Source organism: Microbacterium caowuchunii (assembly GCF_008727755.1).
Taxonomy (GTDB): Bacteria; Actinomycetota; Actinomycetes; order Actinomycetales; family Microbacteriaceae; genus Microbacterium; species Microbacterium caowuchunii.
The window spans coordinates 1,033,571-1,046,853 of sequence record NZ_CP044231.1; the positions used below are offsets into that span (position 1 = coordinate 1,033,571).

Annotated in this window: 12 protein-coding genes and 2 pseudogenes; 9 read left to right on the forward strand and 5 right to left on the reverse strand. The window is 71.0% G+C overall.

The window, feature by feature from the left end; all coding sequences use genetic code 11:
- Window positions 1-29 precede the first annotated feature (29 nt).
- The 3 genes from F6J84_RS04865 to F6J84_RS04875 all read left to right on the forward strand — a co-directional run bounded on the left by F6J84_RS04865 (window position 30) and on the right by F6J84_RS04875 (window position 2,850).
- Window positions 30-1,880, forward strand: coding sequence for a thioredoxin domain-containing protein (locus F6J84_RS04865; RefSeq protein WP_150971852.1), 1,851 nt, complete (start codon window positions 30-32; stop codon window positions 1,878-1,880).
- A 96-nt stretch (window positions 1,881-1,976) separates the two neighbouring features.
- Window positions 1,977-2,498: a MarR family winged helix-turn-helix transcriptional regulator gene (locus tag F6J84_RS04870; protein WP_150971854.1), complete on the forward strand. Its 522-nt coding sequence runs from the start codon at window positions 1,977-1,979 to the stop codon at window positions 2,496-2,498.
- 97 nt (window positions 2,499-2,595) lie between these two features.
- A complete protein-coding gene (locus tag F6J84_RS04875) occupies window positions 2,596-2,850 on the forward strand; it encodes a three-helix bundle dimerization domain-containing protein (RefSeq protein WP_150971856.1) in 255 nt (84 codons plus the stop codon).
- A gap of 6 nt (window positions 2,851-2,856) precedes the next feature.
- On the opposite strand, the gene F6J84_RS04880 is transcribed toward F6J84_RS04875, so the two are convergent.
- Window positions 2,857-4,404 (reverse strand): dolichyl-phosphate-mannose--protein mannosyltransferase, encoded by a 1,548-nt coding sequence (locus tag F6J84_RS04880; RefSeq protein ID WP_150971858.1) that lies wholly within the window; start codon window positions 4,402-4,404, stop codon window positions 2,857-2,859.
- A 23-nt stretch (window positions 4,405-4,427) separates the two neighbouring features.
- Between F6J84_RS04880 and rsmI the strand changes: the two genes are divergently transcribed.
- The 3 genes from rsmI to F6J84_RS04895 are packed head-to-tail and all read left to right on the forward strand — an operon-like array spanning window position 4,428 to window position 7,765.
- Complete coding sequence (rsmI, locus tag F6J84_RS04885; protein ID WP_150971860.1) at window positions 4,428-5,246, forward strand: 16S rRNA (cytidine(1402)-2'-O)-methyltransferase; 819 nt, start codon at window positions 4,428-4,430, stop codon at window positions 5,244-5,246.
- A gap of 60 nt (window positions 5,247-5,306) precedes the next feature.
- Window positions 5,307-6,881: a methionine--tRNA ligase gene (metG, locus tag F6J84_RS04890; protein WP_150971862.1), complete on the forward strand. Its 1,575-nt coding sequence runs from the start codon at window positions 5,307-5,309 to the stop codon at window positions 6,879-6,881.
- On the forward strand, window positions 6,878-7,765 hold the full coding sequence (locus F6J84_RS04895) for a TatD family hydrolase (RefSeq protein ID WP_150971864.1): 888 nt from the start codon (window positions 6,878-6,880) through the stop codon (window positions 7,763-7,765). Before metG ends, F6J84_RS04895 begins: the two co-directional genes overlap by 4 nt.
- A gap of 140 nt (window positions 7,766-7,905) precedes the next feature.
- Here F6J84_RS04895 and F6J84_RS04900 read toward each other — a convergent pair whose 3' ends face one another.
- Window positions 7,906-8,091, reverse strand: coding sequence for a hypothetical protein (locus tag F6J84_RS04900; protein WP_150971866.1), 186 nt, complete (start codon window positions 8,089-8,091; stop codon window positions 7,906-7,908).
- Window positions 8,092-8,299: 208 nt separating this feature from the next.
- On the opposite strand from F6J84_RS04900, the gene F6J84_RS04905 reads away from it, so the two are divergent.
- Window positions 8,300-9,646 carry an RNA polymerase sigma factor gene (locus F6J84_RS04905; RefSeq protein WP_238702599.1) on the forward strand — a complete coding sequence of 449 codons (1,347 nt, stop codon included), beginning with the start codon at window positions 8,300-8,302 and terminating at the stop codon, window positions 9,644-9,646.
- Window positions 9,643-10,002, forward strand: coding sequence for a YciI family protein (locus F6J84_RS04910; RefSeq protein ID WP_150894966.1), 360 nt, complete (start codon window positions 9,643-9,645; stop codon window positions 10,000-10,002). Before F6J84_RS04905 ends, F6J84_RS04910 begins: the two co-directional genes overlap by 4 nt.
- A gap of 3 nt (window positions 10,003-10,005) precedes the next feature.
- Here the strand turns inward: F6J84_RS04910 and F6J84_RS04915 are convergent, their stop codons facing one another.
- Both F6J84_RS04915 and F6J84_RS04920 read right to left on the reverse strand, forming a co-directional pair.
- Window positions 10,006-11,280: an MFS transporter gene (locus F6J84_RS04915; protein WP_150971870.1), complete on the reverse strand. Its 1,275-nt coding sequence runs from the start codon at window positions 11,278-11,280 to the stop codon at window positions 10,006-10,008.
- A gap of 39 nt (window positions 11,281-11,319) precedes the next feature.
- Window positions 11,320-11,735, reverse strand: a pseudogene (locus F6J84_RS04920) (MFS transporter); the annotation flags it as partial.
- Here F6J84_RS04920 and F6J84_RS15660 point away from each other — a divergent pair.
- Window positions 11,725-11,829: pseudogene (locus F6J84_RS15660) on the forward strand (TatD family hydrolase); the annotation flags it as partial. The pseudogenes F6J84_RS04920 and F6J84_RS15660 sit on opposite strands and share 11 nt — an antisense overlap.
- A gap of 12 nt (window positions 11,830-11,841) precedes the next feature.
- On the opposite strand, the gene F6J84_RS04930 reads toward F6J84_RS15660, so the two are convergent.
- A complete protein-coding gene (locus tag F6J84_RS04930) occupies window positions 11,842-13,269 on the reverse strand; it encodes a sugar porter family MFS transporter (RefSeq protein ID WP_191905794.1) in 1,428 nt (475 codons plus the stop codon).
- Window positions 13,270-13,283: the final 14 nt, after the last annotated feature.

The following is a 13,283-nucleotide window of genomic DNA, read 5'->3' on the forward strand; positions in this document are numbered from 1 at the left end:
GCAGTATTCTCTGCGTCTACCCTGGGGGCATGTCGTCCCGGCTCGCCGCATCCGCCAGTCCTTACGTACGCGCGCACGCAGGTCAGCCGGTGGCCTGGTTCGCCTGGGGCGACGAGGCGTTCGAGGAGGCCCGTCGCCGCGACGTCCCCGTGCTCGTGTCGATCGGTTACTCGACGTGCCACTGGTGCCACGTGATGTCGGAGGAATCGTTCGCCGACCCGCAGACGGCGGCGCTGCTCAACCGTGAGCTGGTGGCGATCAAGGTCGACCGGGAGGAGCATCCCGAAGTGGATGCCGTCATGCTGGCGGCCGCCTCCGCGTTCACCCCCCACCTCGGCTGGCCGCTGTCGGTGTTCACGACGCCCGAGGGTCGGCCGTTCTACGCCGGGACCTACTGGCCCGCGCAGGCGCGCGGGGGGATGCCGGCCTTCCGCGACGTGATCCGTGCCGTGGCCGAGGCGTGGACCGAGCGCCGCGAGGCGGTGACGGAGACCTCCCAGGCCCTGCACGACGCGCTGCAGGCGGCGCGCGATGCCGGGGATGCGGGCCTGCCGACCATCGACGATCTGACCCGGATCGCCGATGTGGTCGCCGCCGCGGAGGATCCCGTCCACGGCGGCTTCGCCGCAGCGGACGCCGCGCCCGGCACGCCGAAGTTCCCCACGGTGCCGGTGCTGCGGTTCCTGCAGTCGCCGCTGTTCACGGACCTGCGACCGGACGCGGGCGCCCTGGCGGCGCGCACCCTGGACGCGATGGCCCGGTCGCCATTGCGCGACCACGTCGACGGCGGGTTCTTCCGGTACGCGACCCGACGCGACTGGACGCAGCCGCACTACGAGCGGATGCTCTCCGACAACGCCGGACTGATCGAGGTGGCGGTCGACGCGGAGCGCCCGGACGTCGCCGCCGGGATCGCGGGCTTCCTCCTCGACACCCTGCAGACGCCCGCGGGCGGATTCGCGGCCGCGCAGGACTCCGAATCGATCATCGCCGGGGAGCGGAGGGAAGGGGCGTTCTACCTCGCGGGAGCGTCGGAGCGCGCGGACCTTCCCGCCCCCGCCGTGGACGGGAAGGTGATCACGGCGTGGAACGGACTGGCCATCGCGGCGCTCGCGGATGCCGGGACCCGCTTCGCGCTGCCGGGACTGCTGGACGCCGCCCGCCGGGCGGTCGACGCCCTGGAAGAGAGCAATCTGGACGAGGCGGGACGATTGCGGCGCGCCTCGCTGGACGAGATCCCCTCGTCGGCGCCGGCGACGCTGGAGGACTACGGGGCGTATGCGGAGGGCCTCCTGGCGCTCGGCACGGCGACCGGCGAGCTCGCCTACGTGCGGGAGGCGCGGCGCCTCGTCGATCTCTGCCGCACGGGCGAGGGGCTGCAGGTGCCGGGCGGCCGGGACCCGGTGCTGGGGCGGCTGGACGCCCCCATCGCGGACGAGGCGGACATCGACCGCCCGTCCGGCACGTCGGCGCTGGCCTCGGCGGCCCTGACCCTGTGGGAACTCGGCGGCGGGGAGGAGTACCGTGCAATCGCCGAGGACGTCGTGCGGTCGCGGATGGGCCGCGCCCGAACCGAGCCGTTCGCGCACGGCGCGGTGCTGCGCGTCGCCGCCCGTCTGCTGCAGCCGCCACGGCAGATCGTCGTCATCGCGGACCGGAGGGACGATCCGCTGGCGGCGGCCGCGCGGGGGATGGGAGCGGACACGGTCGTCTGCCTGGACGAGCCGACCGCCCGGCGGTGGGCGGACGCGGGCTTCGGGCTGCTGGCCGACCGCGTGCTCCGGGACGGCCGGGCGACCGCGTACGACTGCCGCGGCTTCGTCTGCCGGCTGCCCGTGCACGAGGTGTCCGAGTTGCTCGCCGGTGCCGACGGCGGATAGTTTGAATATTTAGCTAAACTGGTGAGGCATCCCGGATGTCCGGAGCCGGAAGGAGGTCGTGCCGTGGCAGGGGACTACGCCTCTATCATCGAACTCATGCCCGACCCGACCGATCCGAACAGCGGCTATTGGTATTCGGACGCCGACGACGACCGTCGCCGTCGCGCCATCGCCCTGCTGCAGGCCTTCCGGATGTACCGCGCGGCGGAGGTGGCGATGCGTCGCCGCACGCGCGAGTCGATGTCCATGGGGGAGAACGACCTGCTCGTGCTCCGCTATCTACTCAAGGCCAGGCAGAAGGACCAGCTGGTCTCCCCGGGAGAGCTCGCTCGGTATCTCGGGGTGTCGACGGCGTCGATGACGGCGATCATCGATCGGCTCGAGAAGTCCGGTCACGTGCGCCGCGAGCGGCACGCGACCGATCGGCGCAGTATCTACGTGATCCCCACGGTCGACACGGACGAAGAGGTGCGCAAGACCCTCGGGGACATGCACGAACGGATGCTGGCCGCGGTGATCGACATGTCGCCGGACGAGGCGACCATCGTCATGGACACGCTCGCTCGCCTGCAGAACGCCGTCGACCAGGTCGACGCGCACGTCACCCCCCGGCGCTGACCGCGCTCGCCGAGTGACTCGGCAGCATTCTTGCTCAACGATCTACTTACCTGCTCCGGAGCACCCCCGCCGCAGGCCGGGGTGCGACGATGGTGCGGTGACCCCCATCTCGTTCCCCTCCGGGGAGGACCGCGCCGACACGCACGTCGTCGACGGCTGGGAGCTCACCTCCTACGTGGCGGTGGTGCACCGGCTCTCCCAGCGGTTCCCGCATCTGCGGACGGTCGACATCGAGGCGGTCGTCATGCGCGAGCACGAGGCGTTCACGGGCGGGCGACCGATCGCCGTGCCGGTGGATGTCGAGGCCGGCGCGGAGGAGATCCTCTCGGCCGAACCCGGCGCGACGGACTGAGCGTCCTCAGACCCAGGTCGGCACCCAGTTGTGCAGGCGCCAGAAGACGTACGGCACCGGCATGCCCGCCCAGACGGGGTACCAGAAGGCGCTGACCAGGGTCACCACCACGAGGAACACCAGGATCACGCGCTGACCGGCGACGCGGCGCTCGGCAGACGTCCCGGGACCGGCGACGATCTCCCGGGCGGTCAGCGCGATGGCGAGCACGAGGAACGGTGCCATCACCGCCGTGTAGAACTGGAAGATCGTGCGCTCGGGGTAGAGCAGCCACGGCAGGTAGGTCGCGCCGATCCCGAGGAGGACGACGCCGGCCGCGGGATCCCGCCGACGGATGAAGACGACGACGAGGAAGACCGCCGCCGCGATCCCGCCCCACCAGATGAGCGGGTTCGGGATGCTCGAGATGGCTTCGACGGTGTCGCCCGACTTGTCCCAGTACATCGACGTGGGACGCACCAGCAGCGGCCACTGCCAGGCGGCGCTCTGATAGCTGTGCGGCGTCGAGAGCCCGACGTGGAAGGCGTACATCGACTCGTGGTAGCGCCAGAGACTCTGCAGGGACGTCGGCACCCACGACCAGAACGCGGAGAGCGGCTCGGCCAGTGCGCTCTGTCGCTTGTGCCCGCCCGAGCCGGCCAGCCAGCCGATCCAGGAGGCGAGGTAGACGACGACCGCGACGGGGACGAGCAGCACGAACGCCACGACGCCCTGGCGGATGGCATCGACGGGCCACGCGCCCACACCCGCGCGGCGGCGGGCCAGCGCGTCGACGACGACGGCGTAGAGACCCACCGCAGCCAGGACGTAGAGCCCCGACCACTTCACGGCGGTGGCCGCACCCGCTGCGGCACCGGCGGCGACGAGCCACGGCCGGTGCCAGAGCACCGGCCCGAACATCCCGGGTGGGCGGTCCCGGAGCCGTTCGGCGAGACGGGCGAGGTGCGTGCGCCGGTCGAGCAGGACGAACCAGAAGGTCAGGACGATGAAGAAGGCGAGGAATCCGTCGAGCAGGGCGACCCGGCTCAGCACGATCGCCAGGCCGTCGATCGCCAGCAGGTACCCGGCCACGGCCGCGACCGGCGTCGAGCGGGTCAGCGTCTTCGCCACGAGGTAGACCAGGAGCACGGTCGCGGTGCCGAACAGTGCGGCCGAGAAGCGCCATCCGAACGCGTTCTCCGGTCCGAACAGCCACATCCCGACGGCGATCAGCCATCTCCCGAGCGGGGGATGCACCGAGAAGCTCGCGGTCCGCAGGAAGCCCGCCGGGTCACCGGCGGCGAAGTCGGCGTCGGCGCCCTCGGGCCAGTTCGAGGTGTAGCCGAGGCTCCACTGCGACCAGGCGTCCTTGACGTAGTAGGTCTCGTCGAAGACGAGCTCCTGCGGGGAGCCCAGGTTCACGAATCGTGCCAGCGCGGCGAGCAGGGTGATCGCGACCGGGGTCCAGAGGTCCAGCCGGCGGGTGCGCGCAGGGCTCGCCCGCACCCGTGCCATCCACCGGTCGTAACGAGTCGGGCGCACCGTCGGAAGCAACGGCGAAGCGCTCGTGGTCACGCCGCCCAGCTTATGCTGGGGCCGTGATCATCCTCGCGGCGACGCCCATCGGAAATCTGGGCGACGTGACGCGCCGGCTCGTCCAGGCACTCGAGACGGCGACCGTGATCGCGGCGGAGGACACCCGCACGACGCAGCGGCTGCTCGCCGCGCTCGGGGTCGAGAACCGCCCGCAGCTGATCGCGCTGCACGACCACAACGAGAAGCAGCGCGCCGCGGAGCTCGTTCGCCGGGCCGCGACCGAGGACATCCTGCTCCTCAGCGACGCCGGCATGCCGACCGTCAGCGACCCGGGCTACGGGGTCGTCGCCGAGGCCGCCGCCCAGGACGTGCCGGTGACCGCGCTGCCCGGCCCGTCCGCCGTGCTCACGGCGCTGGCGGTGTCGGGGCTGCCGACCGACCGGTTCACCTTCGAGGGCTTCCTGCCCCGCAAGCCCGGCGACCGCCGCCGCGCACTGGCGGATCTGGCGGCCGAGGCCCGCACGATGGTGTTCTTCGAGGCGAACTCGCGGATCGCCGAGGTGCTGTCGGCGATGGCGGACGCGTTCGGGCCCGACCGGCGCGCCGCCGTGTGCCGGGAGCTCACGAAGCTGCACGAAGAGGTCAAGCGCGGTCCGCTCGAGGACCTGGCTGCCTGGGCGGCGGAGGGCGTGCGCGGCGAGATCGTCGTCGTCGTCGAGGGGGCGTCGCGCTCGGCGATGGCGTTCCCGGACGCGGTGACGCGCGTGCTCGAGCTCGTGCGCGAGGGGGTCCGGCTGAAGGATGCGGCCGGGGAGGTCTCCGCACACACCGGCCATTCCTCGCGGGAGCTGTACCAGGCAGCGCTGGCCGTACGCGACTGATCCGCAGCGCCCGAGACCACGACGGCGGACCGGCGCATCCCGCCCGCCTAGAATCATCGGGTGAGCACCGGCCGTTCCTTCTACATCACGACGCCCATCTACTACCCGAGCGATGTGCCGCACATCGGCCACGGGTACACGACGGTCGCCGTCGACACCCTGGCGCGCTGGCACCGTCAGGCGGGCGACGACACCTGGATGCTGACCGGGACGGACGAGCACGGGCAGAAGATGCTCCGCGCGGCCGCCGCCAACGGCGTCACGCCGCAGGAATGGGTGGACAAGCTCGTCAGCGAGTCGTGGTTCCCCCTGCTCGAGACCCTGGACGTCGCCAATGACGACTTCATCCGCACGACGCAGGAGCGGCACGAGGAGCGCGTGAAGCGCTTCGTGCAGGCGATCTACGACCGCGGCTACATCTACGCGGGCGAGTACGAGGCGCTCTACTGCGTGGGCTGCGAGGAGTTCAAACCGGAGTCGGAGATCCTCGACGGCACCGGCGCCTTCGAAGGCCTCAAGGTCTGCGCCATCCACTCCAAGCCGCTGGAGCTGTTGCAGGAGAAGAACTACTTCTTCAAGCTCAGCGAGTTCGCAGAGCCCCTGCTGAAGCTCTACAAGGAGAACCCGGACTTCATCCGGCCGGAATCGGCGCGCAACGAGGTCATCTCCTTCGTGCGGTCGGGGCTCAAGGACCTCTCCATCTCGCGTTCCGCGTTCGACTGGGGCATCAAGGTGCCGTGGGACTCCACGCACGTCATCTATGTGTGGGTCGACGCCCTGCTCAACTACGCCACCGCGATCGGTTACGGCGAGGACGAGGAGCAGTTCCAGCGCCGCTGGCCCGCCTACCACGTCGTGGGCAAGGACATCCTCCGCTTCCACGCGGTCATCTGGCCCGCGATGCTGATGGCGGCGGGACTCGAGGTGCCGCGCGGCGTCTTCGCGCACGGCTGGCTGCTCGTGGGCGGCGAGAAGATGTCGAAGTCGAAGCTCACCGGCATCGGTCCCTCGGAGATCACCGACGTGTTCGGCTCGGACGCGTACCGGTTCTACTTCCTGTCCGCGATCGCCTTCGGGCAGGACGGCTCCTTCTCGTGGGAGGACCTGGCGGCGCGGTATCAGGCCGAGCTCGCGAACGGCTTCGGCAACCTGGCTTCGCGCACCACCGCGATGATCGAGCGCTACTTCGAGGGCGTCATCCCGCCCGCCGGCGACTACACGGAGGCGGACCTCGTCATCCAGAAGACCGTGGCGGATGCGGCGGCCCACGCCGACGCCGCCATCGAGCGGTTCCGGATCGACGAGGCGATCACCGCGATCTGGACGATCGTGGACGCGCTCAACGGCTACATCACCGAGAACGAGCCGTGGGCGCTCGCCAAGGACGACGCCCAGCGTGCCCGCCTCGGCACCGTGCTGTACACCGCCGCGGAGGGCCTGCGTGCCCTCGCGGTGCTGCTCTCGCCGGTGATGCCGGAGTCCACCGAGAAGCTCTGGATCGCCCTCGGGGCCGCCGAGTCGATCGGCCGCCTGCAGGACCAGCCGCTCCGTGAGGCCGGGACCTGGGGCGTCCTGCGCCCCGGGACGTCGGTCAACGGGCTCGCACCGCTGTTCCCCCGCATCGAGAACGCGTGAGCGAGAACGACCCGAGCACCTACGTCCGCACCCGGGAGAAGGGTGCGCGGGACGTGTCGTACCCGCAGGCTCCCGAGCCGCTGACCGTGCCGGTCTACGACAACCACTGCCACCTGGAGATCCAGGACGGCGAGGCCTCGCTCAGCCTCGACGAGCAGCTGGAGCGGGCCGCCGGGGTCGGCATCCTCGGCGTCGTCCAGGCCGGCGGGGACATCGAGTCCAGCCGCTGGTCGGCGTGGGCCGCGGCCGCCCACCCGCGCGTGCTGGCCGCGGTGGCGATCCATCCCAACGAAGCACCGGCGTACGCCGCGGCCGGGCGTCTGGACGAGGCGATCGGCGTGATCGACGAGCTCGCCGCCCAGCCCCGGGTCCGGGCGATCGGCGAGACCGGCCTCGACTTCTTCCGCACACCGGAGGAGGGGCTGCCCGCGCAGTACGCGAGCTTCGAGGCGCACATCGCCCTCGCGAAGAAGCACGACGTGGCGATGCAGATCCACGACCGCGACGCGCACGACGCGGTCCTCGACACACTGCAGCGCGTCGGCGCCCCGGAGCGCACCGTTTTCCACTGCTTCTCCGGCGACGCCGAGATGGCCCGGATCGCGGGGGAGCGCGGGTACTACCTGTCCTTCGCCGGGAACGTCACGTTCAAGAACGCGCAGAACCTGAGGGACGCGCTGGCCGTCACGCCCCGGGATCGGATCCTCGTCGAGACGGACGCGCCCTTCCTGACGCCGGTGCCCTACCGCGGGCGACCGAACGCGCCCTACCTGGTGCCGGTGACCGTGCGCTTCATGGCGGCCGAGCTCGGCGTCGAGGTGGACGAACTGTGCACGCAGATCGCGGCGAACACCGTGGCGGCGTACGGCTCCTTCGAGGACTGACCCCCGATTCGGGCCGCCTCTCGTCCCGGCATCCCGGTTCGCGGCGCGTGTCGTCCCGGCCGCCCTGGTTTGGGGCGGGTTCTTCCCCGGGCCTGCCTGGTTTGGGACGGAGTGCGCCCCAAACCAAGGATCCCGGCCGGTCAGCCGCCGATGCGGATGCCGACGCCGGCGGGGATCGACAGCAGGAACTCCGACAGCTCTTCCCAGTAGGCGTGCCGGCGCGCGGCGCGCCGCTGCCGCGGCGACAGCACGGGTTCGGGCCGCGCGGCGCCGTCGGTCGGCGCGTCGGGCGGGATCCGGCCGTTCGTCGTGATCCGGTCGTACATGGCGTCCACCTCTCGTCGTCAGAGAGACCCGGTGAGCCGGCCCTCACCATGTCCACGGTCGGCCACCGCCGGATTCGACAGCACCGAAGCGGGAATGACGCTCTTGCACTTTCCTCGCCGCAGGATGTCGAATCGGGGGATCCCCGTTCGTGGACCTGGTGAGGGTCCCCGCCGGGCCGACCCCGCATCGAGGCGAAGGAGGGCGAGCGTGAGCACCGACGTCGCCGCCGCCCTCGCGCGCACGCAACGGGAGGAATGGGCGCGCGTGGTGGCGGGCCTGGTGCGGCGCTTCCGCGACCTCGACATCGCCGAGGAATCCGCGGCCGAGGCGTTCGCCGTCGCGGTGCAGCGCTGGCCCGTCGACGGCGTGCCGCCGCAGCCCGGGGCCTGGATCACGACGACGGCGCACCGCAGGGCCATCGACCGGCTGCGGCGCGAGGCGCGACGCGACGAGCTGCATCAGGAGGCGCTCATGCTCGCGGACGATTCCCCGGCCGAGGAGGTCGGCGCGGTCGAGGACGACCGCCTGCGCCTGATCTTCGCCTGCTGCCACCCGGTGCTGGCGATCGATGCGCAGGTCGCGCTGACGCTGCGGATCGTCGGGGGCCTCACGGTCGCCGAGATCGCACGGGCGTTCCTGGTGCAGGAGACCACGATGGCGCAGCGCCTGACGCGGGCCAAGGCGAGGATCCGGGCGGCGGGCGTGCCGTTCCGCGTCCCCGGGCCGGAGGACCTGCCCGAGCGGGCGGTGGGCGTGCTGGCCGTGCTGTACCTGATCTTCAACGAGGGCTACCTCGCGTCCGGTGCCGGCGCCGACCCGCTCCGCCCCGACCTCAGCGCCGAGGCGATCCGCCTGACGCGCCTGGTGCGCGACCTCTTTCCGGCCGAGACCGCCGAGCGCGCCGAGACCACAGGGCTGCTCGCGCTCATGCTGCTGACCGAGTCCCGCGCCGCGGTCCGCCTCTCGGGCGACGGGCAACTGGTCCCGCTCGACGAGCAGGACCGCGATGCGTGGGACCGCGCTCTCATCGACGAGGGGCTCGCGCTGGTCGACGAGCGGTTCACCGCCGTCGAGCGCGGCACCGCCCGGCTCGACCGTTACCTGCTGCTCGCGGCGGTGAACGCCGTGCACGCGTCCGCGCCGCACGCGGACGACACGGATTGGGACCGGATCGTCGCGCTCTACGGTGCGCTGGAGCGCATCGCCGCCAACCCGCTGGTCACCCTCAACCGGGCGATCGCCGTCTCGGAGGCGGACTCGCCCGAGGCGGCGCTCGCGATCGTCGACAGCCTCGCCGGCGCGCTCGAGGGCCACGACGCGTTCCATGCGACGCGCGCCGAGCTTCTGCGCCGGATCGGGCGCGCCGCCGAAGCCCTCGACGCGTACGACCGTGCGATCGCGCTGGCCGAGAACACCGGCGAGGTGACGCTTCTGGCCCGCCGTCGCGCGGAGCTGGCGGCATCCGTCTCCGCCTCGGCGTCCGATGCGCCCGCCCCGCCCGCCATGCAGACCCGCCCGGCCACCAGGCCCCGCACCCCAGGAGAACCCACATGACGCAGCAGTTTCTCGTGCTCCACCTGACCGACGCGACCGGATCCCCACTCCCGCAGGAGGAGGATCGCCGGATGCTGGACTCCTGGGCGCAGGAGGGCGACAAGGCCGGCGCGCTGGGGGCCGGAGCGCCGGTCGCGGGCCGGGACCAGGCCAAGTCCGTCGTCGTGCGCGACGGCCGCACGATCGTCACCGACGGGCCCTTCCCGGAGTTCAAGGAGTGGTTCGCCGGGTACGACCTCGTCACGGCGGAGACGATCGACGAGGCCGCGCAGCTGATGGCGCAGCATCCCACCGCCGTCGCAGGTCGCGTGCTGATCCTGCCGCTGGTGCGGCTGCCGTGGGAGCAGGACGGCTGACCCTCAGGTGCCGCCGTGCGGGGTGTCGGGCGTGATCACGGGCTCCATGACCGGGGGAGCGGCGGCGATATGCGAGATCTGGCGCCACACCAGCAGGAGCGTGAGCGCCGACCCGGCGAACGCGAACCACCACGGGGCGGTGAGCCCCCACACCTGCGCGATGAGGCCGCCGAGGAGCTGGCCGATGACGAGGCCGCCGAAGACGCCCACCATGTTCACCGACGCGATGCGCCCCTGCAGCTCCATCGGCACCAGGCGCTGGCGTGTCGTGGTCGAGATCGTGCCCCACACGAACGCGTAGGCGCCGAAGCCGAACATGATGACGAACGCGACGATGCTCGACGTCGTGAGGGCGAAGGCGAGGTGCATGAGCACCTCGAGCGACAGGCACACGCGCATGAGCGTCGCGAACGACACGTGGCGCTCCAGCCAGGAGAAGCAGCCGATCGCGACCAGGCCGCCGAGCGCGGACGCGGTCGTGAGAGCGCCGAAGCCGACGGCGCCCATGCCGAGGTGCTCGGTCGCATAGAGCACGAGGATGCTCCACGGCGCCGCCCACGTCACGTTGAACACGAGGATGATCAGCACGAGCGTGCGCACCGGCGGGTTTCCCCGCAGCCAGTGCAGACCCTCGCGGATCGCGTGCGCCGTGCCGGTCGGTGCGCTCTCGTCGTGCTCGGGCACCGGCGTGCGCGAGATGCGGGAGATCAGCACGACGGCCAGCAGCACGCACAGGATCTCGACCAGGAACGGCCAGAACGACCCGAGCGCGAACAGGAAGGCGCCCACGGGCGGCCCGGCGAGGTTGTTGCCCACGAGGTGCCCCGCCTGCATGCGGGCGTTGCCGATGCCGAGGTCGCCGGGGCGCACCAGCATCGGCATGAGTGTGGCGCCGGCGGAGTCGGCGAACACCTCGGCGATGCCGTACAGGAAGGCACTGGCGAGCACGATCCAGACGTTCGCCTGACCGGTCAGCAGGAAGGCGACCAGGGCGGCGACGACGAGGGCGCGCGATCCGTTCGCGATCATGACGAGCCGGCGCCGGTCGTGACGGTCGGCGACCGCGCCCGCGAGCAGGCCGAACAGCAGCCACGGCAGGAACTGCATCATGGCTCCGGCCGCCACGATCAGCGGTGACGACGTCATGGATGCCAGCAGGAGAGGAGCGGCAGCCAGCGAGATGCCGTCGCCCAGGTTGCTCGACCACGATGAGCCGAGGAGCCAGCGGAAGTCCCGTCCGAGGCGGCGAGGCGCGATGACGTCACCGAGGGAAGGCATCGGAGCAGTCTACGAACCGGCACCGACCCCGCGCTGCGGTCAGCGCGGGGTGGAGTCGCTCTTGTGGATGAACAGCGACTCGGTCTGCTCGATGTCGGCGCCCTTCGTCTCGGGCACGCGCCACGCGACGTAGATGAACGACAGCGCCGCGAACAGCGCGTACATGCCGTAGGTGAGTGGAAGCGACCACGACGACATCGCCGGGAACGAGATGGTGATGAGGAAGTTGGCGCCCCCAGCGCCTTGCCGCGGATGCGGCTCGGGAAGATCTCGCCGAGCAGCGCCCAGACCAGCGGGCCCCACGACGCGCCGAACCCGATCACGAACACGTTCGCCGCGATCAGCGCGATCGTGCCCCACGGCGCCGCCAGCGACACCGTCATCAGCACCGAACCGGTCAGCAGGATGGGTTTGCGCCCGACGCGGTCCACCAGGAACATCGCGATGGCAAGGATCGCAGGGGAGCGCGGGTACTACCTGTCCTTCGTCGGCAACGTCACCTTCAAGAACGCGCAGAACCTGAGGGACGCGCTGGCCGTCACGCCCCGCTCCGCCCGGCGGTCAGGACCGGTCGGCCTTGGCCGCCTTCGGCTTCTGCACGAACAGCGTCTCCGTCTTCTCCAGCTCCATGCCCTTGGTCTCCGGGATCTTCCACGCCACGTAGAGGAAAGAGAGTGCGGCGAACAGGGCGTACATGCCGTAGGTGAGCGGGAGCGACCACGTCGACATCGCCGGGAAGCTGACGGTGATGAGGAAGTTGGCGATCCACTGGGCGCCCGCCGCGACACCGAGCGCCTTCCCGCGGATGCGGCTGGGGAAGATCTCGCCCAGGAGAACCCAGACCAGCGGTCCCCAGGATGCGCCGAACCCGACGACGAAGAGGTTCGCCGCGATCAACGCGATCGTGCCCCACGGTGCCGGGAGCGAAACGTCCTCGCCGCTGCCCTGCGCGAAGGTGAAGGCGACGGCCATGGCCGCCAGCGACACCGTCATCAGCACCGAACCGGTCAGCAGGATGGGTTTGCGACCGACGCGGTCCACCAGGAAGATCGCGATCAGGGTGACCAGCACGTTCGTCACCGAGGTGATCACGCTGATCGTCAGAGAGTCGCTCTCGTCGAACCCGACCGCCTTCCAGAGCGTCGTCGAGTAGTAGAAGATCACGTTGATGCCCACGAACTGCTGGAACACCGACAGGATGATGCCGACCCACACGATGGACTGCAGGCCCATCACCGGCCCCCGCACCGACGCGTTCCGGTTCTTGCGGTCCGATTCGATCGCCCGGGTGAGCTCGCGCAGGGTCTGATCGAGGTCGACGGCCGGCACGAGCCGGGAGAAGATCTCGCGGGCCTCGTCGCCGCGGCCCTTCGCGATGAGGAACCGGGGGGACTCCGGCAGGGTGTAGGACAGGACGCCGTACACGGCAGAGGGCAGGACGCCCACCAGGAACATCCAGCGCCACGCCTCCATGCCCCACCACAGGGTCTCGGAGGCGCCGCCCGCCGTGTTGGCCAGCACCGCGTCGCTCATGAGCGCGCCGAAGATACCGAGCGTGATCGCGAGCTGCTGGAGGGAGGCGAGACTGCCCCGGATCTGGCGAGGCGCGATCTCGGCGATGTAGGCCGGCGCGACCACCGAGGCGATGCCGATGCCGAGACCGCTCATCACGCGCCAGACGACGAGGTCCGGGACGCTGAAGGTGAGTGCCGTCCCGACGGAGGAGACGAAGAACATGACCGCGCCCAGGCGCATGACCTTCAGGCGCCCCCAGCGGTCGGACAGCGAGCCGGCGATCAATGCCCCGGCCGCGCAGCCGAGGAGGGCGACGGCGACGACGAAGCCGGTCAGGAAGGCGTTCAGCTCGTACGTTCCCTGGATGGAGTCGACCGCGCCATTGATGACGGACGAGTCGAATCCGAAGAGGAAACCGCCAACCGCCGCGGCGACCGAGAGGCCAATGGCGCGGCGTCCGTACGGGCCCTTCATCGAGAAGGAGCCGG